The organism is Actinokineospora diospyrosa (assembly GCF_024171925.1).
GTDB classification, from domain to species: domain Bacteria; phylum Actinomycetota; class Actinomycetes; order Mycobacteriales; family Pseudonocardiaceae; genus Actinokineospora; species Actinokineospora diospyrosa.
Genome location: NZ_JAMTCO010000007.1, coordinates 72,779 through 90,750 on the forward strand (window position 1 = coordinate 72,779; position 17,972 = coordinate 90,750).

General features: G+C 70.3%; 18 protein-coding genes. 11 read left to right on the forward strand and 7 right to left on the reverse strand.

The window, feature by feature from the left end:
- Window positions 1-3 precede the first annotated feature (3 nt).
- The 8 genes from LV75_RS14140 (at window position 4) to LV75_RS14175 (ending at window position 6,613) form a co-directional block, all read left to right on the forward strand.
- Entirely contained in the window at window positions 4-654 is a 651-nt protein-coding gene (locus LV75_RS14140) for a response regulator (RefSeq protein ID WP_253887714.1), read from the forward strand.
- A gap of 9 nt (window positions 655-663) precedes the next feature.
- Complete coding sequence (locus LV75_RS14145; protein ID WP_253887351.1) at window positions 664-1,293, forward strand: DUF1707 SHOCT-like domain-containing protein; 630 nt, start codon at window positions 664-666, stop codon at window positions 1,291-1,293.
- Between the two features lie 135 nt (window positions 1,294-1,428).
- Window positions 1,429-2,457: an L-threonine 3-dehydrogenase gene (tdh, locus tag LV75_RS14150; RefSeq protein WP_253887352.1), complete on the forward strand. Its 1,029-nt coding sequence runs from the start codon at window positions 1,429-1,431 to the stop codon at window positions 2,455-2,457.
- Complete coding sequence (locus LV75_RS14155; protein WP_253887353.1) at window positions 2,457-3,638, forward strand: glycine C-acetyltransferase; 1,182 nt, start codon at window positions 2,457-2,459, stop codon at window positions 3,636-3,638. Before tdh ends, LV75_RS14155 begins: the two co-directional genes overlap by 1 nt.
- 42 nt (window positions 3,639-3,680) lie before the next feature.
- The gene (locus tag LV75_RS14160; protein ID WP_253887354.1) at window positions 3,681-4,037 is read left to right on the forward strand and encodes a PadR family transcriptional regulator; all 357 of its coding nucleotides are present in this window, start codon (window positions 3,681-3,683) and stop codon (window positions 4,035-4,037) included.
- Complete coding sequence (locus tag LV75_RS14165) at window positions 4,034-4,648, forward strand: hypothetical protein (protein ID WP_253887355.1); 615 nt, start codon at window positions 4,034-4,036, stop codon at window positions 4,646-4,648. Before LV75_RS14160 ends, LV75_RS14165 begins: the two co-directional genes overlap by 4 nt.
- A 17-nt stretch (window positions 4,649-4,665) precedes the next feature.
- Entirely contained in the window at window positions 4,666-5,547 is an 882-nt protein-coding gene (locus LV75_RS14170; protein WP_253887356.1) for a LysR family transcriptional regulator, read from the forward strand.
- 205 nt (window positions 5,548-5,752) lie between these two features.
- Window positions 5,753-6,613 (forward strand): ribokinase, encoded by an 861-nt coding sequence (locus LV75_RS14175; RefSeq protein WP_253887357.1) that lies wholly within the window; start codon window positions 5,753-5,755, stop codon window positions 6,611-6,613.
- Here the strand turns inward: LV75_RS14175 and LV75_RS14180 are convergent.
- On the reverse strand, window positions 6,565-7,110 hold the full coding sequence (locus tag LV75_RS14180) for a TetR/AcrR family transcriptional regulator (protein ID WP_253887358.1): 546 nt from the start codon (window positions 7,108-7,110) through the stop codon (window positions 6,565-6,567). The two genes, LV75_RS14175 and LV75_RS14180, sit on opposite strands and share 49 nt — an antisense overlap.
- Window positions 7,111-7,161: 51 nt before the next feature.
- Between LV75_RS14180 and LV75_RS14185 the strand changes: the two genes are divergently transcribed.
- On the forward strand, window positions 7,162-8,382 hold the full coding sequence (locus LV75_RS14185; RefSeq protein WP_253887359.1) for a pyridoxal phosphate-dependent decarboxylase family protein: 1,221 nt from the start codon (window positions 7,162-7,164) through the stop codon (window positions 8,380-8,382).
- A gap of 113 nt (window positions 8,383-8,495) precedes the next feature.
- Here LV75_RS14185 and LV75_RS14190 read toward each other — a convergent pair whose 3' ends face one another.
- Window positions 8,496-10,610: an MMPL family transporter gene (locus LV75_RS14190; protein WP_253887360.1), complete on the reverse strand. Its 2,115-nt coding sequence runs from the start codon at window positions 10,608-10,610 to the stop codon at window positions 8,496-8,498.
- Window positions 10,611-10,756: 146 nt separating this feature from the next.
- Here LV75_RS14190 and LV75_RS14195 point away from each other — a divergent pair, with 146 nt between their 5' ends.
- The gene (locus LV75_RS14195) at window positions 10,757-11,488 is read left to right on the forward strand and encodes a TetR/AcrR family transcriptional regulator (RefSeq protein WP_253887361.1); all 732 of its coding nucleotides are present in this window, start codon (window positions 10,757-10,759) and stop codon (window positions 11,486-11,488) included.
- Window positions 11,489-11,497: 9 nt separating this feature from the next.
- On the opposite strand, the gene leuS is transcribed toward LV75_RS14195, so the two are convergent.
- Both leuS and LV75_RS14205 read right to left on the reverse strand, forming a co-directional pair.
- Window positions 11,498-14,299 carry a leucine--tRNA ligase gene (leuS, locus tag LV75_RS14200; protein WP_253887362.1) on the reverse strand — a complete coding sequence of 934 codons (2,802 nt, stop codon included), beginning with the start codon at window positions 14,297-14,299 and terminating at the stop codon, window positions 11,498-11,500.
- Window positions 14,300-14,488: 189 nt separating this feature from the next.
- On the reverse strand, window positions 14,489-15,604 hold the full coding sequence (locus LV75_RS14205; protein ID WP_253887363.1) for an esterase-like activity of phytase family protein: 1,116 nt from the start codon (window positions 15,602-15,604) through the stop codon (window positions 14,489-14,491).
- A 66-nt stretch (window positions 15,605-15,670) separates the two neighbouring features.
- Between LV75_RS14205 and LV75_RS14210 the strand changes: the two genes are divergently transcribed.
- Window positions 15,671-16,078 (forward strand): SdpI family protein, encoded by a 408-nt coding sequence (locus LV75_RS14210; protein WP_253887364.1) that lies wholly within the window; start codon window positions 15,671-15,673, stop codon window positions 16,076-16,078.
- On the opposite strand, the gene LV75_RS14215 is transcribed toward LV75_RS14210, so the two are convergent.
- From LV75_RS14215 to LV75_RS14225, 3 genes are all read right to left on the reverse strand, one after another.
- Window positions 16,075-16,500 (reverse strand): hypothetical protein, encoded by a 426-nt coding sequence (locus LV75_RS14215; RefSeq protein ID WP_253887365.1) that lies wholly within the window; start codon window positions 16,498-16,500, stop codon window positions 16,075-16,077. The genes LV75_RS14210 and LV75_RS14215 overlap by 4 nt on opposite strands.
- Before the next feature lie 331 nt (window positions 16,501-16,831).
- Entirely contained in the window at window positions 16,832-17,149 is a 318-nt protein-coding gene (locus tag LV75_RS14220; RefSeq protein WP_253887366.1) for a hypothetical protein, read from the reverse strand.
- A 36-nt stretch (window positions 17,150-17,185) separates the two neighbouring features.
- Window positions 17,186-17,758, reverse strand: coding sequence for a YqgE/AlgH family protein (locus LV75_RS14225; RefSeq protein ID WP_204449633.1), 573 nt, complete (start codon window positions 17,756-17,758; stop codon window positions 17,186-17,188).
- Window positions 17,759-17,972 lie beyond the last annotated feature (214 nt).

Consider the following 17,972-nt stretch of genomic DNA (forward strand, 5'->3'; position numbering starts at 1 on the left):
CGGATGATCACGGTGATGGTCGTCGACGACCACCCGATCTGGCGCGACGGGGTGGCGCGCGACCTGTCCGAGCGCGGCTTCGAGGTGCGGGCGACCGCGGGGGACGCGCCGTCCGCGGTCCGGATCGCGCGCGCGGTCCGACCGGACGTCGTGCTGATGGACCTGAACCTCGGCGAGGGCTCCGGCGTGGACGCGACCAGGGAGATCACCGCCGAGCTGGGCGAGACGAGGGTGTTGGTGCTGTCCGCCAGCGGTGAGCACAGCGACGTCCTGGAAGCGGTGAAGGCGGGAGCCTCCGGCTACCTCGTGAAGTCCGCTTCGGCGGAGGAGTTAGTCGACGCGGTCGGCCGTACCGCCGCGGGGGACGCCGTCTTCACGTCAGGGCTGGCCGGGCTGGTACTCGGCGAGTACCGCCGGATGGCTGCGGCACCGCAAGAGGCCGCCGCGCCCAGGCTGAGCGACAGGGAGACCGAGGTGCTGCGATTGGTCGCGAAAGGACTCACAGCGCGCCAGATCGCCGACCGACTCTTCTTATCCCACCGCACCGTCGAGAACCACGTGCAGTCCACGCTGCGGAAGCTCCAACTGCACAACCGCGTCGAGCTGGCCAGATACGCGATCGAACACGGGCTCGACGCCGATCCGCAGCAGTAGTCTGGTGGGGTGAGCACCGAATCCCTCCCCGCCCCGATCAACCCTCGGGACCTGCGGGTCTCCGACGCCGAACGGGAGCACGTCGTCGGCATCCTGCAGAAGGCCATCGGCCACGGGATGCTCACCCTCGACGAGTTCACCGTCCGCACCGACATCGCCCTGGCCGCTAAGACCCGCGCGGAGCTCAACGCCGTTCTGGTCGATCTGGCGGGCGTCATCAACCGTGAGCCCGGTAGCCCTACCGCGATCCCGCCGCAGGAGTTCCGGTCGCGGATGTCCAGCATCAAGCGCGAAGGTGCCTGGCAGGTTCCCCGCGAGATGGTGGTGAACAACTGGATGGGCTCCAGCGAGTTCGACTTCACCGAGGCGGTCATCAACCACGCCGACGTCCGGATCACCCTCGAAGTCACCGGCGGCTCGGTCGAGCTGCTGCTGCCGGAGAACGCCTCGTGCGTCGCCGACGACATCGACGTCGTCGCGGGCAAGGTGGAGAACAAGGTCGGCGCCGGGTCCGGCGGACCGCGGTTCGTGCTGACCGGCCGGGTGAAGGCGGGGTCGGTGAAGATCCGGCGCCCGCACTACACCCGCATCGGGTCGCTGACCATCCGCAAGCCGTGGAGGATCAGCTGGGACACATGAGGCACTACCTCCACTGTCGCGGCTGACTGTGCGGACTCCCTGACAAGGCAGTGCGGAAAGTCCAGATGGACCCGCGACGTAGTCAGCGCGAGACTCCCGCGCGGGGGGTGTGCCACCCGCCGCAGGGAGGACGCTGTGAAGGCTCTGGTCAAACCAGCCCCGGGTCCCGGGTTGGAACTGCTCGACGTGCCCGACCCGACCCCGGGTCCCGGCGACGTCGTGCTGCGGGTGCTGCGCACCGGCATCTGCGGGACGGACCTGCACATCGACGCCTGGGACGACTGGGCGGCGAACACGATCAAGGCGCCGCTGGTGCTCGGGCACGAGTTCGTCGGCGAGGTCGTCGAGGTGGGCGCCGCGGTCACCAAGGTCTCCGTCGGCGACCTGGTCAGCGGCGAGGGGCACCTGGTGTGCGGCCGCTGCCGCAACTGCCGGGCCGGTCGACGGCACCTGTGCGCGAACACCGTCGGCCTCGGGGTGCACACGAACGGGGCGTTCGCCGAGTACGCGGTGCTGCCCGAGGGCAACGCCTGGGTGCACCGCCACCAGGTCGACCTGGACGTCGCGGCGATCTTCGACCCGTTCGGCAACGCGGTGCACACGGCGCTGCAGTTCCCGGTCCTCGGCGAGGACGTGCTGATCACCGGGGCTGGCCCGATCGGGCTGATGGCCGTGGCGGTCGCCAAGCACGCGGGCGCGCGGCACGTGGTCGTCACCGACGTGAGCGAGCCCCGGCTGGAGCTGGCCCGCAAGATCGGCGCCACGGTCGCCCTGGACGTCAGCACCACCCGGATCGCGGCGGTCTACGACGAGCTGACCATGACCGAGGGCTTCGACGTGGGCATGGAGATGTCCGGCCAGCCCTCCGCGCTGCGCGAGATGATCGCCAACATGACCCACGGCGGTCGGATCGCGATGCTGGGCCTGCCCGCGCGCGAGATCGCCGTCGACTTCAGCGCCGTGGTGCTGAAGATGATCACCCTCAAGGGGATCTACGGCCGGGAGATGTTCGAGACCTGGTACGCGATGTCGGTGCTGCTGCAGGCCGGGCTCGACCTCTCGCCGGTGATCACCCACCGGTTCCACCACACCGACCACGCCGAGGCGTTCGCGACCGCACGGGGCGGCGACTGCGGCAAGGTCATCCTCGACTGGGAGAGCTGATGTACGGCGCGATGCGCGAAGACCTGCGCGGGACCATCGACGAGATCCGCGCGGCCGGGCTCTACAAGGCCGAGCGGGTCATCACCTCACCGCAGCAGGCCGCGGTCCGGGTCGGCGGCCCCGACGAGGTGCTGAACTTCTGCGCGAACAACTACCTCGGGCTGGCCGACCACCCGGCGCTGGTCGCGGCCGCTAAGCAGGCCCTCGACGAGTGGGGCTTCGGGATGGCCTCGGTGCGGTTCATCTGCGGCACCCAAGCGCCGCACAAGGAGTTGGAGGAGCGGATCTCCCGGTTCCTCGGCACCGAGGACACCATCCTCTACAGCTCCTGCTTCGACGCCAACGGCGGCCTGTTCGAGACGCTGCTGACCGACCAGGACGTGGTGATCTCCGACGAGCTCAACCACGCGTCGATCATCGACGGCATCCGGCTGTGCAAGGCGGGCCGCAAGCGCTACCGCAACCGGGACATGGCCGACCTGGAGAAGCAGCTGGTCGAGTCCGCGGGTGCCCGCTACCGCCTGATCGCGACCGACGGCGTGTTCTCCATGGACGGCTACCTGGCGCCGCTCGACGAGATCTGCGCGCTGGCCGAGCGGTACAACGCCCTGGTCATGGTCGACGACTCGCACGCGGTCGGCTTCATGGGCGCCACCGGCCGCGGCACCCCCGAGCACTTCGGCGTCGGCGACCGCGTCGACATCTACACGGGCACCCTCGGCAAGGCCCTCGGCGGCGCCAGCGGCGGCTACACCTCCGGGCGCGCCGAGATCGTCGAACTGCTGCGCCAGCGGTCGCGGCCGTACCTGTTCTCCAACTCGCTGGCCCCGTCGATCACCGGTGCCGCCATCGCCGCCCTCGACCTGCTGGACTCCTCGGCGGACCTGCTGACCAGGCTGCGGGACAACAGCGCGCTGTTCCGGTCGCGGATGACCGAGGCGGGTTTCGACCTGCTGCCGGGGGAGCACGCGATCATCCCGGTGATGATCGGCGACGCCGCCGAGGCCGCGCGGCTGGCCGACCTGCTGCTCGACCAAGGCGTCTACGTGATCGGCTTCTCCTACCCGGTCGTCCCGCACGGCAAGGCCCGGATCCGGACCCAGATGTCGGCCGCGCACTCGACCGAGGACGTGAACCGGGCCGTGGACGCCTTCATCACCGCGCGCGACAAGATGGCCTGATCGGACGCTGACCAGCCAACTCTATATAGATAGAGTTTCCCCATGGACATCCCGCCGTTCCGCGTGACCGCGGCGACGCTGGATGTCCTGGAAGCCCTGCTCGGCCCGGACGACCAGCTCTACGGGCTCAGGATCGCGGAGAACGCGGGTCGCAAGACCGGCAGCGTCTACCCGATCCTGGCCCGGCTGGAAGAGGCAGGCTGGGTGGTCAGCGCCTGGGAACAGGACGAGCCGAGCGCCCGCGGTCCCCGCAGGCGCTTCTACCGGCTCAGCCCCGACGGCCTCGGTGCCGCCCGAGCCCTGCTGCTGCACCACCGGGGCGCGATCCGCCAGCGCACGGCCCCCGCCGTGCGCGGCTTCGCGCCCCAACCGGCACCAGAGTGGAGGGGGTGGTCATGAGTTCGGTCGTGCTGTTCGTTGTGGTCGCGCTGGCCGTGCCGATGGTGGTGGCCGAGTGCGGCGAGGTGTCGCCGTGGTTGGCCCGCAAGGTCCTCGGCTGGGCGGCGCGGCGGCTGCGGCCGCCCGACAAGGCCGAGCGCTACACCGAGGAGTGGCTCGCCGACCTGGAAGAGGTGCCCGGCAAGCTCACCAAGCTCGGCTGGGCCCTCGGCGTCGCCTTCCTCGGCGTGCTGCGGCTGCGCGAGCCCAAGCACTCGCTGGACTGGACCCCGCGCCCGGTCGCCAGCCCGTTCGCGACCGACTCGGTCTTCGGCCCGGCGTCAGCCCAGCCCGCGCGGGTGATCCCGCAGCAGACCGCGCCGCACCCGCCCGCGATCCCGTCGGTCACCCGTTCCCTCGAGCCGGTGTTCCCCGAGCCGGACTACCTGCCGCGCAGGCGGGCGCCGGAACCGCAGCCCTGGGAGCCACCGCACCCGGGTTCGCGCTTCTTCCAGCGGTACTACGACAACTGGGGGAACACGGTCCACGTCCGGCGGTACGCCTACGACGAGGACCCGGAGGTCGTGTATGGGGCCACGCCCAAGGCCGCACCACCGGTGATCGGCGACTGATCAGGCACTATGTGCGGGTGATCGACCCTCGACGGCTGCGGGTACTGCGTGCTCTGGCTGACCACGGCACCGTGACGGCGGCCGCCCAGGCGTTGCACCTGAGCCCGTCGGCGGTGTCGCAGCAGTTGGCGTCGCTGGAGTCGGAGGTCCGCCAGGAGTTGCTGCGGCGCAAGGGGCGCCGGGTGTGGCTGACCTCGGCGGGGGAGCTGCTGGTCGAGCACGCCGACGCGGTGCTGGCGGAGTTGGACCGGGCCGAGGCCAGGCTGGCGGCGTTCGGCACGGGTGAGCTGGGCCAGGTGAAGGTCGCCGCGTTCGCGTCGGCGATCACGAACGTGGTGGCCCCGGCCATCGCGGCACTGCGGGTGTCCGCGCCCGGGGTGACTGTCCTGGTGCGCGACGCGGAGGGCCAGGCCAGCCTGCCGATGCTGCTCGACGGCGAGATCGACATCGCCATCACGATGCACACGGGCCAGGCGCCGAGCGAGCACCGGATCGTGTGGGACCACCTCTATACGGAACCGTTCGACGCGGTGCTGCCTCCTGGGCACCCGCTGCTGGGCCGAGCTGAGGTAGCGCTATCGGACCTGGCCGCCGAGGACTGGGTCGTTCCCTTGCCGGGTAACCCCTGCCGCGACGTCCTCCTCTTGGCGTGTGAAACGGCGGGCTTCACTCCGCGCGTGACTCACACGTCCGACGACTTCACTGCCGCAGCGGCTCTAGTGACTGCCGGGGTCGGGGTGGCTCTTATCCCGCGGACCGCTCTAGGCGGGATCTCCACCGAACAGGTTGTGCCGGTGACGCCGAACCCACCCCACCGCCGCGTGGTCGCAGCGACGCGGAGGGGGCGCGAGACGCATCCGCTGCTGCAGATCGTCCGCAAGGCGCTGGCCGAGGTCTAACGCCCTATAGGACACCGGCGTCGGTCGCTCGGGGGGCTACGCGACCGACGCCGGTGACACGCCCGGCTCGCGCCGGGGACTTGAGCACCCATGGGGTGCGTCACAACTGACGCACAGTGTGGCACTCCGGATCCGCTTGGCTACCTGATCGTTCACACTTGCGCACGTTCGCTAATGGCAACGGCCGCTGACTAGGGTGTATGCCGTGGGTGGTCTGGTTGTGGTAGTGGGCTCGGCGAACGCGGATCTGGTGGTTCCGGTGGACCGGCGGCCGGGTCCTGGCGAGACGGTGCTCGGGGGTGACACCCGGGTCCTGCCGGGTGGGAAGGGCGCGAACACGGCCGTCGCGGCGGCCCGGCTGGGTGCCCCGGTGCGGTTCGTCGGGGCGGTCGGCAGCGACCAGTTCGGCGATCTCGTGCTGGCGTCGCTGACCGGGGCGGGCGTGGACGTGACCGGGGTGCGCCGGGCCGAGCGGCCGACCGGGGTCGCCTACATCGCGGTGACGCCGGACGGCGAGAACTCGATCATCGTGTCGCCGGGCGCGAACGCGGACGTGCGGCCCGAGGACGTGCGGCTCGACGGGGCGGCGGCGTTGGTGGCCTCGCTCGAGGTGCCGGTGCCGGTGGTCGAGCACGCGGTCCTAGCCGCAGAGCGGGCTGGGGTTCGGGCGGTGGTGAACCTGTCGCCGGTCGCGATCCTGTCCGAGCGGGTGTTGGCGGTGTTGGACCCGTTGGTGGTGAACGAGCATGAGGCGGCCGGGCTGGGGAACCTGTTGGCGCTAGGTGTGCGGTCGGCTGTAGTCACCCGGGGTGCGTTGGGCGCTGATGTCGTTACGGCCGAAGGTACGACTACCGTGCCCGCGCCCAAGGTCGAGGTGGTCGACACGACGGGCGCAGGCGATGCGTTCACCGGCGCGTTGGCGGTAGCGCTAGCGAACGGGGACCAACTTGTCGACGCAGTGCGGTCTGCGGTGAAGGTGGCGGCGTTGTCGGTAACCCTGCCTGGAGCGCAGCCGTCTTATCCGACGCAGGAGCGGATGAACAGGTCGGCCAACTCGCGGCCGTAGGTCTCACTGTCGGCTCCATCAATGCCGTTGGCAATGGTCCTGGCCATCACTCTTACGTCGAACTGGCGGAAGACACCTTCGCGCTGCCCCTGCGTGAGCTGACGGGCAAGCCTGCCGACGCGGAAGTCCTCTTGCACAGGCGCGAGGTCGGGCAGGTTCGCCGCGATCTCCCTGATCGCCTTGACCTGGTCCGGATGGGTGCGCAGGAGATCTACCTGCGACTCGATGTAGGCACGCAGCATGTCGACCCGGCCCGTAGTGCCTTGGAGTCGCTCGGTCATCTGCACGTCGGCAGCGCCAACAGCGGTGATCAGGACGGCCAGCATCAGGTCGTTCTTGTCCTTGAAGTGGTAGGAGATCAGCCGGGTGCTGCTGAGGCCCGCGTGCTCGACGATCCGGGCGAACGAGGTCTTGGCGTACCCGAGCCGGGCGATCACCTCGGTCGCCGCCTCGGTGATCTGCTTGCGGCGCGCCGCCTCGGTTACTGTTACCTGCACGAGTAAAGAGTAACACGGTCAGGTAAATCGGGGTTCGGCGAAGATGAGCGCATGGACCTGCCCGACGTCTCCCTGCCCGACCGCGGCGTACCCCGCGAGGACCTCTTCGCCGACCTGCGCGCCCGCAAGACCGCCGACGCCGACTGGCGCGGGGGCCGCACGTGGAGCCTGATCTACCCGGCTGGCGCGGACGTCGACGCGGTCATCCAGGAGGCGAACGGCCTGTACCTGCACGAGAACGCGCTCAACCCGTTCCGCTTCCCGTCGCTGGCCGACATGGAGCGCGAGGTCGTGGCCATGACGGCCGGGCTGCTCAACGCCCCGGCAAGCGCGTCCGGCTCGATGACCTCCGGCGGCACCGAGTCGATCATGCAGGCGATCCGCGTGGCCCGCGACCGCGCCCGCGCCGAACGCGGGATCACCTCACCGACCCTGGTGGTCCCCCGCTCCGCCCACCCGGCCTTCGCCAAGGGCGCCAAGTACTTCGGCCTGGAACTCGTCCAGATCCCCCTGGCCGCCGACCTGCGCGCCGACGTCACCGCCGCCGAGAACCTCATCGACGACCGCACCGCCCTCGTCGCGGGCTCAGCCCCCAACTACCCCCACGGCGTCGTCGACCCGATCCCCGAACTGGCCGCTCTAGCCGCCGCCCGCGACATCCCCTTCCACACCGACGCCTGCGTAGGCGGCTTCCTACTCCCCTTCATGGCCGAAGCCCCCGCCTTCGACTTCCGCATCCCCGGCGTCACCACCATGTCCGCCGACGTACACAAGTACGGCTACGCCACCAAAGGCGCATCAGTACTACTGCACCGCAACGGCGACCACGTCCTCCAATACCAAGCCTTCTTGTACCAAGACTGGCCCGGCGGCCTCTACGGCTCCCTAGCCCTAGCCGGCGCCCGCCCCGCCGCCCCCATAGCTACCGCCTGGTCCGTAATGCGCTACCTAGGCACCGCCGGCTACACCCGCCTAGTAGACCGAATCCTCACCACAGCAACAAAGATCCGCACCACCGCCACCGCCCTAGGCCTAACCGTCCTAGGCAACCCCATCGCCTCGGTAATCGCCTTCACCGCCCCCAACATCATGGCCATCGGCGACCAACTAGACGACCAGGGCTGGCACCTGGACCGCCAAAACGACCCAGACGCCCTACACCTGATGGTCTCCCCAGAACACGACCGCGTGGTCGACCAGTTCCTAGCCGACCTCCGCACCGCCATCGACAACGCGGGCGAGTCCAGGGGAGTCGAAGCCCGCTACAGCTAGCCCAAGCGTCGAGGAGTTGGCCGATTTGTTGTGGTGGACTGCCAAGCGCGCTGCGAGTGGCTTCCGTGCAGTTAGACCCACCGGCGGCGCGACCGCCGGTGGGTTCGCCGCAGCTAGTTGACGCGCTCGAGTTCTCGGTTTTCTTCGGGGGTTTCGATCTCGGAGAGGCCTGCGCGTTCTTGGAGGCGGCGCAGTGGGGCGGGGGCCCACCAGGCGGCGTCGCCGAGGAGGCGGAGGGTGGCGGGGACTAGGAGCATGCGGACGATGGTGGCGTCGAGGATCAGGGCGACGATCATGCCCAGGCCGATGAAGCGCATGCTCTGCAGGGAGGACATGCCGAAGGCGCCGGTCACCACGCCCAGCAGCAGGGCGGCGGCGGTGATCATGCGGCCGGTGCGGAGCAGGCCCGACTTGATCGCCTCCTGGGTGGACAGGCCGGAGTGGCGGGCCTCGACCATGCGCGACAGCAGGAACGTCTCGTAGTCGGTGGAGAGGCCGAAGACGACGGCGCCGATGAGGACCATCATCCCGGCCTGGGCGGGTTGCGGCGTCACGTCCAGCAGCCCCGCGCCGTGGCCTTCCTGGAACACGAAGACCAGCACGCCGAAGGTCGCCGACAGGCTCAGGGCGCTCATGACCACGGCCTTCACCGGCAGCAGCACCGACCCGAACGCCAGGAACATCAGCACCAGCGTCGCCAGCACCAGGATCCCGACCATCCACGGCACCCGGTCGACGATCCCCGTCACCGAGTCCGCGACCAGCGCCGGGAACCCGCCGACCATCACCCGCGCCGACGACGGCAACGCGCGCAAGCCGTCGATCGCGGCTCGGGCCTCCGGGGACGACGATTCGTCCTTCAGCGGCGCGGTCAGCAGCACCACGTTCCCGCCCGCACCGCTCGGCGCCACGTCCGCGACCCCCGGCACCTGCTTGGCCGCCGCCACGAACGAACCGACCGCGGCCTGGTCCGGCGTGCTCGGGAAGCGCAGCACGATCTTGACGGTGTCGTTGCCCGCCGCCGGGAAGTTGTTGGCGATCGCCTCGGCGGTGGCCCGGTGCGGATCTCCCGGCGGCAGTTGGCGTTCGTCCGCGCCACCGAAGCGCGCACCGCCGAACGGAAGCGCCAGCAAGACCAGCACGGCGACGATCGGGGCGACGAACAGCACGGGGCGGCGCATGACGGCGTCGGCGACCTTGCCCAAGAGGCGGGGTTCGCTGCTGGTCTTACGGCGCCAAGGTAGGGACAGCTTGTCTACGCGGTGACCGAGGATGCCCAGCAGCGCGGGCAAGAGGGTGAGCGACACGATCGCGGCGATGGCGACGGCAGACATACCGCCGTATGCCATGGACTTGAGGAAGTCCATGGGGAAGACCAAGAGTCCGGCGAGTGCGATCACCAGCAGGGTCGCCGAGAACGCCACCGTGCGACCGGCAGTGGCAACCGTGCGGCGGACAGCCGCAGCTGGCGATAGTCCTGCCGCGAGCTCTTCGCGGAAGCGGCCAACGGTGAACAAGCCGTAGTCGATAGCCATACCGAGGCCGAGCAGGGTGGCCACGTTCACCGCGAAGGTGTTGACCTCAAGACCCAGGCTCAACAACCGCAGCACACCTAAAGACCCGAAGATCGCCAGACCGCCCACCAGCACCGGCAGGGCCGCCGCGACCAGGCTGCCGAAGATGAGCACCAGCAGGATCAGCGTCACCGGCAGCGAGATCGCCTCGGCAACCGCCAGGTCGGCGTTGGACCGCTCGGTCATCGCCTGCTCGGTCGGCACCTTCCCGCCGACCTGGGTGTCGATCCCCGGCACCGGCAGCGCGTCCTTGATCACCGCGAACGCGTCCTGGCGGGCGTCGAACGTGTCACCGGCGAGGGTGATCGTCGCCATCGCGAGCTTCTTGTCCGGGCTGGCCAGCGCGGGCTGCTGTGCCGACCAGTAGTCGACCCGCGCCGCGACGGCCGAGCTGGGCAGGGCGTCCAGGGCCGAGGTGACCCGAGCGGCGACCGCCGGGTCGTCCACGTCCGGGGCGCCGTAGAGGACCACGACGTCGGCGGGCTTCTGCCCGAGTTCGTCCTGGATGATCCGGTTGACCTGCGACGACTCGCTGGCCGGGTCCTCGTAGCCGCCCTGGGTCAGCTCGTCGAACACGCCGAGCCCCCACAGGCCGCCACCGAGTGTGACGACCAGGGTGGCCACCAGCACCAGCCACCGCCTACGGTGGATCACCGATCCCCATGATGCGAACATTGAGCGATTCCTCCCGGGACGCCGCAGTGCACACGCGGCCACCGGCGGGCCGGTAAACACCGTTCACTCGTTGGGGTCACACTACGGTGGAGTTAACGGCGTTCACAAGAGCACGGGGTGACCACATGACGCAGGCCACACGCCGCGAACGGGACCGGGCGGGCACCGACCGGGAGATCCGCCAGCAGGCACGGGCCCTGCTGGTCAACGACGGTCCGGCCGCGGTCACCCTGCGCGCCATCGCCAGGGAGCTGGGCATCACCGCGCCCGCGCTCTACCGCTACTACGACTCCCGCGAGGACCTGATCGAGCACCTGCGCGCCGACGTGTGCGACGACCTGACCGTCGAACTGGGCAACGACCTGGTGGAGATCGCCGAGACCGACCACGTCGGGCAGGTGCTGGCCATCTGCCGGGGCTTCCGCGGCTGGGCGTTGGCGCACCCGCAGGAGTTCGCCCTGGTGTTCGCCTCCCCGGCGGCGGCGGGCGTGCACTGCCCGGTCACCACACCGGGGACCGCGAAGGACTCGTTCGGGCGGATCTTCCTCACCGTCGCGGGTCGGGTGCTGGCCAACGGACTGCCCATCACCCGACCCGGCGTCGAGGTCCCCGACGCCCTCGTGCCCGACCTGACCACCTTCCGCGACGAACTGCTGCGCACCATCGCCGAGTCCGGCGTCGACCTGCACCCGGACCAGCTCGGGGTGGACACCGCCTACGTGATGCTGCAGTTCTGGGTGCGCCTCTATGGCCAGGTAGCGCTAGAGGTGTTCGGCCAGTTCCCGTTCCCGGTCACGGACCCGACACCGCTGTTCGAGTCCATGCTGGCCGACCTCATCTCCGACGTCGGGCTCTAGACGACCGCTCTAGACGACGATGTTCACCAGCCGCCCCGGCACCACGATGAACTTCTTGGGCGTGGCACCGCCAACAGCGGCGGCCACCTTCTCGTCCGCCAGCGCTGCCGCCTTCACCTCGTCCTGCGACGCGTCCGCCGCAACCGTCACCCGACCGCGGACCTTGCCGTTGACCTGGACCGGGTACTCGACCGTGTCCTCGACCAGGTAGCGCTCGACCGCGACCGGGAACGGCCCGTGCGCCAGCGACTCGACGCCGCCCAGCTTCTCCCACAGCTCCTCGGCGATGTGCGGGCACAGCGGCGCCAGCATCTGCACCAGCGGAACCGCCACCGACCGCGGCGCGCCGTCGGGGAAGGTCTTGGTGATGTGGTTGTTCAGCTCGATCAGCTTCGCGCCCGCGGTGTTGTAGCGCAGGTTCGCGTAGTCCTCGTGCACCCCGGCGATCGCCTTGTGCAGCGCGCGCAGCGTGGTCTCGTCCGGCTCGACCTCGGTGACCCGCAGCGCGCCGGTCTCCTCGTCGACCAGGTTGCGCCACACCCGCTGCAGGAACCGCTGCGCGCCGACGACGTCCTTGGTCGCCCACGGCCGCGAGACGTCCATCGGCCCCATCGACATCTCGTACATCCGGAAGGTGTCGGCGCCGTAGGTCTCGCACATCTGGTCCGGGGTGACCACGTTGCGCAGGCTCTTACCCATCTTCCCGTACTCCTGGCGCACCTCCTTGCCGTCGTAGAAGAACTTGCCGTCCTTCTCGACGACCTCGGACGCGTCGACGTACACGCCGCGCTCGTCGGTGTAGGCGAAGGCCTGGATGAAGCCCTGGTTGAACAGCCGCCGGTACGGCTCCTCGCCGGTGACCTCGCCCAAGTCGAACAGCACCTTCTGCCAGAACCGGGCGTACAGCAGGTGCAGCACCGCGTGCTCGACGCCACCGATGTACAGGTCGACGCCGCCGGGGTCGCCGGGGGAGCGCGGGCCCAGCCAGTAGCGCTCGTTCTCCGGCTCGACGAACCGGGCGCCGTCGGTCGGGTCGACGTAGCGCAGCTGGTACCAGCACGACCCCGCCCAGTTGGGCATGGTGTTGGTGTCGCGGCGGTAGGTCTTGGGGCCGTCACCCAGGTCCAGCTCGACCTCGACCCACTCGGTCGCCCGCGACAGCGGCGGGGACGGCACGGTGTCGGCGTCCTCGGGGTCGAAGGTCTTCGGCGAGTAGTCGTCGACCTCGGGCAGCTCCACCGGCAGCATGCTCTCCGGCAGCGCGATCGCGGTGCCGTCGGCGTCGTAGACCACCGGGAACGGCTCGCCCCAGTAGCGCTGGCGGGAGAACAGCCAGTCGCGCAGCTTGTACTGGATGGTGCCGTGGCCGTGGCCCTGCTCCTGCAGCCAGTCGATGATCCGGGCCTTGGCCTCGGTGATGCCCAGCCCGTCCAGGAACCCGGAGTTGATCGCGGGCCCCTCACCGGTGAACGCCTCGCCGTCGAACCCGGCGGTCGGCTGCACGGTGCGCACGACCGGCAGGCCGAACGCGGTGGCGAAGTCCCAGTCGCGCTGGTCCTGACCGGGCACGGCCATGATCGCGCCGGTCCCGTAGCCCATCAGCACGTAGTCGGCGATGAACACCGGGATCTGGGCGCCGGTGGCCGGGTTGGTCGCGTACGCGCCGGTGAAGACGCCGGTCTTCTCCTTGTTCTCCTGGCGGTCCAGGTCGGACTTCAACGACGCCGCGCGCCGGTACGCCGCGATCGCCGCGCCCGGGTCGGCCGCGCCGCCGGTCCACCGGCTGTCCACATCGGACGGCCACGCCGCGGCGGCGATCACGTCGACCAGCGGGTGCTCGGGCGCCAGCACGACGTAGGTGGCGCCGAACAGGGTGTCCGGCCGGGTGGTGAAGACCTCGACCTGCTGCGCGCCGACGCCGAAGCGCACCCGGGCGCCGTTCGAGCGGCCGATCCAGTTGCGCTGCATGGCCTTGACCTTGTCCGGCCAGTCCAGCCGGTCCAGGTCGTCGATCAGCCGGTCGGCGTAGGCGGTGATCCGCATCATCCACTGGCGCAGGTTGCGCCGGAACACCGGGAAGTTGCCGCGCTCGCTGCGCCCGTCCGCGGTGACCTCCTCGTTGGAGATCACCGTGCCCAGGCCGGGCACCCAGTTCACCGGCGCGTCGGACAGGTACACCAGCCGGTGCTCGTTCAGCACGCCCTGCCGCTCGGCGTGCGACAGCTCGGCCCACGCGCGGCCGTCCGGGGTCGCCCGCTCACCCGAGTCGAACTGGGCGACCAGCTCGTCGATGGGCCGCGCCTTGCCCGCGTCGGCGTCGTACCAGGAGTTGAAGATGCGCAGGAAGATCCACTGCGTCCACCGGTAGTACTCCGGGTCGATGGTGGAGATCCGGCGCCGCTCGTCGTGCCCCAGGCCCAGGCGGCGGATCTGCCGGATGTAGTTGCCGATGTTCTCCTCGGTCGTCTTGCGCGGGTGCTGACCGGTGGAGACCGCGTACTGCTCGGCGGGCAGGCCGAAGGCGTCGAAGCCCATCGTGTGCAGGACGTTGCGGCCGTTCATCCGGTGGTAGCGCGCGAAGACGTCGGTGCCGATGAAGCCCAGCGGGTGCCCGACGTGCAGGCCCGCGCCGGAGGGGTACGGGAACATGTCCTGCACGAACAGCTTGTCCTCGGGCACCGGGCCCGCCAGCGGCCCGACCGGGTTGGGCGCGTGGTAGGTGCCGTGCTGCTCCCAGTGGTCCTGCCAGCGCCGCTCGATCCGGCCTGCCAGCGCCGCGCTGTACCGGTGGCTCGGCTGCTCGTCAGTCATGGTGGAAACGTCCCTCTCGCGCTCTAGTCCCGGTCCTGCCCCACGAAAGCGAAAACCCCCCAGGCCCGATGGGCATGGAGGGTTGCCGCGCTCACCAACCGTGTGGTCAGCGCGGCTGACTAAGGAGCAGGCGGGCCGTGCTCATAGCACGAGTTTACCCCACCCGGTCCACGTCATTTCGCCGACGGGCTAGAGCCGGACCCCGAGTGCAACCACCTGGGTGACCTGGGTTGCGCTGAAGTTGTCATCGCTGACCAGCAGCAACGACCGCTCGCCGGTGCGCAGCCGCGGCCCCCAGGCGATCCCCTCGATGTTGTCCACAGTAGACAGCCCGAGGTCGGCGAGGTCGACCAGCAGCCGCTTGCGCACCGGCCGCACCCCGGTCGGGTCGGCCAGGTCCCGGTTCGCCACGTTGGTCGCGCCCGTCGTGTCGACCTCGTAGACGCGCACCTTGTTGCCGACGCCGGTCACGAACGCGCGCTCCACGACCAGGAACCGGGTCGGGTCCAGCGGGTCGACGGCCAGGATCGAGCTGACGCCGTTGGCGGCGAAACCGGTGGCCGGGGTCGGCTTGGCGAACACCGGCTCCTCCGGGTACGCGTACTGCGCGAGCTGGTGACCGGTCCGGGTCTGCACCGCGATCCGGGTCAGCGCGCCGTGCTCGGGCGTGGCGTCCGGGCCGTCCTGCAGCAACGGCCCCTCGACCGCGGCGACGACCAGGCTGCCCGCGGCGGCGTAGGTCAGGCCCTCCAGGACCAGGTTCTGCCGCGGCCCCCGGTCAGCGGTGATCTTCAGGTTCGCGGGCAGCGGCAGCTCGCGGGCGAACCTGCCGTCGCGCTCGGCGGTGCGGATCGACGGGTCGATGAGCAGGTTCGGGCGGCGGTCGCCCTCCTGGCTCCAGGTGTAGTCCCCGGTCCACGGGTCGACCCGGATGTCCTCGGGGTCGACGGTGGTGCCGTCCCCGGTCGACAGCGGCGGGTAGGTCTTGCCGTCGGGCCGCAGCAACGGGCTGGTGCCGGTGAACTCGACGGGCCCGACGCCGGTGGCGGTGACGTCGATGCGTGCGGTGTAGAACCGGGCGGGCTGGCGGTCCGAGCGGTCGTCGCTGATCAGGACGTACCCGCCGGTGCGCGGATCGCGGTCGATGCCGGAGAGGCCACCGACCGTGGTGCCCTGGAAGACCAGCGCGTTGGGCACGATCCGCTCACCGATCAGGCGGACCTTCTGCGGGTGGGCTTGCGCGGGCACGGCGAGCACGGCTGCCGCGACGGCGGCGGCGCAGAGAGCAGCTGAGGCGCGAGACATGACGAGTAGCACACCGCACCAGGGTGTCCGCCGTGTGGCGTTTCGACGACCTCTTACCATCTGGACGTGAACCTCGTGCCGCTCGCGCCCCTGGTGGCCGGCCTCCCGCTCCTCGTCCTGGGCTTCCTCGGCCTCACCGAGCGCCTCCCTCGCAACCGCTTCGGCGGCGTCCGCACCCCCGCGACCCTGCGCAGCCCCGAGGCGTTCCGCACCGCGAACAAGGTCGCGGGCCTGCCCACCCTGGTCGCGGGCCTGGTCGGGGTGGTCGGCGCGGCAGCGGGTTTCGCCCTGGAGAGCACGGCCGCGGTCCTCACGGTGTCGGTCATCGCGGTGGTCGGCCTCGCCGTGATCACCCTGGCCGCGGGCGTCCTGGGCAACCGGGCCGCCGAGGCCGTGCCGGAGCCCAAGCCCGCACTGCCCGCTGGCTGCGCCGGCTGCCAGTGCGGCACCTGCGACGTGCTGACCCGCTCCTAGGTCGGCTTGCGCACGAGACCCGTGTAGGCGGCGACGGCGAGCGTGGCCAAGCCCCAAACCAGCGCCTGGAGCACCCACAGCACGTAGGTGAACAGCTGTCCCCAGCGGGTGTCGGTGGCCAGGTCGCAGCGCGCCCGCAGCCCGGTGGCGCCGAGCGGTAGCCCGCGGTCGATGCCGAGACCGATCAACTCGGCGGTCGAGCACGGCACACCCACTTGCTGGACGCGCTCGGCCGCGAGGTGCCCCGGCCGAGTGGTCACCTGGCCAGCGACGTACCCCAGCGTCCCAGCCAAGGCGAGCACGACCACAAGGGCGACGACTAGCCGGTGTGCGCGGTAGCCGTAGTTGCCCAGCCAGCCCCACAGCCGGTGCCGCCACCTCGCCAGCCGCCCCCCGAGCGCCTCGGGCGCACGCCGCCGCAAGTCCTCCTGCTGAGCGATACGAGCGGCCCACGCTGGTTATCCACGCGTAGAGCCCCTGCAAGTCCACCTGACCGCCGACGGTCGCACCGAGCAACCACATCGCCGCAGAGTCCCCGTTGCCATGGACGGTCGCGTCACTGAGGAAGAAGTGGCTGCCTACCCGTAGCCGATCACCGTTCAGGGCGCGGCCGTCGCTATTGGTGACGTCGGCGCGCTTGCAGTAGCAATCGCCGCCGATGTCGGCGTTGAACAGGCGCAGCGCCCCCCTTGGGACTGCGCGCAGTCACGACGCCTTCGCGCAGGAACAGATTCGCGCCGACTCGGACTCCGGCTAAGGCCCTTTCAGGTGGCTGTGCGAGAAGTCGACTTCGCCCAGGTGGGCATTACTGCATGAGACCCCTTCCGGGATCACGCAATGACGCATGACCAGCCGCGTCAGTGTTCGGATGTCGTCTAGGTCCACCAGTCCGACGACCGTAGCGAGCTCGAGCCGCACACCCCGTGGGTCGAGCTCGCCGTGCACCCCCAGCAGCAACTGCCTGATCAACTCCGCCCGCAGCTCCCCGGGCGGCGAGTCGACCGCCGCCCCGCTCCGGGCGGCGTCGACCACCGCCTGTTCGAACGGGGTCAGCTCACCGAGGTCGGCCACACCGGCAGTGTCGATCACTGCGGGTCCGGCGTGACATCAGTTCTCCCGGACGTCGCCCGGGTGCGTGGCCAGTAGCGCCAGCGGCATGCCCTGGCGGCGCAGGACCCGGCCCCAGAGGTCTTCGTCCGCGGGCGCCACCACGTCACCTGGCAGGGCGGGGACCACGATCCAGTCGCCGCGGTCGATCTCGCCTGCCAGCTGGCCGACGTCCCAGCCCGAGTAACCGGCGAACACGCGCAGGCCGCGGAACTTGGGGGCCAGGGCGTCCGGATCGGCGTCCAGGTCGACCAGGGCCACCGGACCCCGCACGCCGATCAGGCCGCGGACGCCGTCGACGGCGACGCCGGTGCGCATGGCGGCGAGGCAGAGGGCGGTCTTCTGCTCGACCGGTCCACCCACGTAAACCGCACCCGGTTGGGTGACATGCGGGCCCCAGTTCGGGAGCACGTCGTCCACCGGGACGTCACTCGGTCGGTTCAAGACCACGCCTAGCGTGCCTTCGCCGCGGTGATCGATCACGTAGACCACGGTGCGGCGGAAGTTGCTGTCGAGCAGGCTGGGCGCCGCTACCAGCAGCGTCCCCGGTTCGACGTCGACATCGGACGGCACGACGACATGATCCCATCCGGAAGGGGACCGCCGGGACCGGAGTTGCCAACCCGGGAACATCCCGGCGGGTCCGCGCGTTGGATACAGCGGTCGGCGCCTTCGTGTCCCCCGGGCTCAACTAGAACCGCCTTCGTGGAATACCGCTCGGCTGGAGCCACGTCGCGCAACTCGCCGTGAGGCGACCGGGTGTCGGCCAGCGATGGGCGGCCCTTTC

What these genes read in the sequence shown, in the direction of transcription:
- LV75_RS14140 (WP_253887714.1), top strand. Translation starts at nt 4, where the DNA reads ATGATCACGGTGATGGTCGTCGACGACCACCCGATCTGGCGCGACGGG.
- LV75_RS14155 (WP_253887353.1), top strand. Translation starts at nt 2,457, where the DNA reads ATGTACGGCGCGATGCGCGAAGACCTGCGCGGGACCATCGACGAGATC.
- LV75_RS14160 (WP_253887354.1), top strand. Translation starts at nt 3,681, where the DNA reads ATGGACATCCCGCCGTTCCGCGTGACCGCGGCGACGCTGGATGTCCTG.
- LV75_RS14165 (WP_253887355.1), top strand. Translation starts at nt 4,034, where the DNA reads ATGAGTTCGGTCGTGCTGTTCGTTGTGGTCGCGCTGGCCGTGCCGATG.
- LV75_RS14185 (WP_253887359.1), top strand. Translation starts at nt 7,162, where the DNA reads ATGGACCTGCCCGACGTCTCCCTGCCCGACCGCGGCGTACCCCGCGAG.
- LV75_RS14195 (WP_253887361.1), top strand. Translation starts at nt 10,757, where the DNA reads ATGACGCAGGCCACACGCCGCGAACGGGACCGGGCGGGCACCGACCGG.
- leuS (WP_253887362.1), bottom strand. Translation starts at nt 14,299, where the DNA reads ATGACTGACGAGCAGCCGAGCCACCGGTACAGCGCGGCGCTGGCAGGC.
- LV75_RS14205 (WP_253887363.1), bottom strand. Translation starts at nt 15,604, where the DNA reads ATGTCTCGCGCCTCAGCTGCTCTCTGCGCCGCCGCCGTCGCGGCAGCC.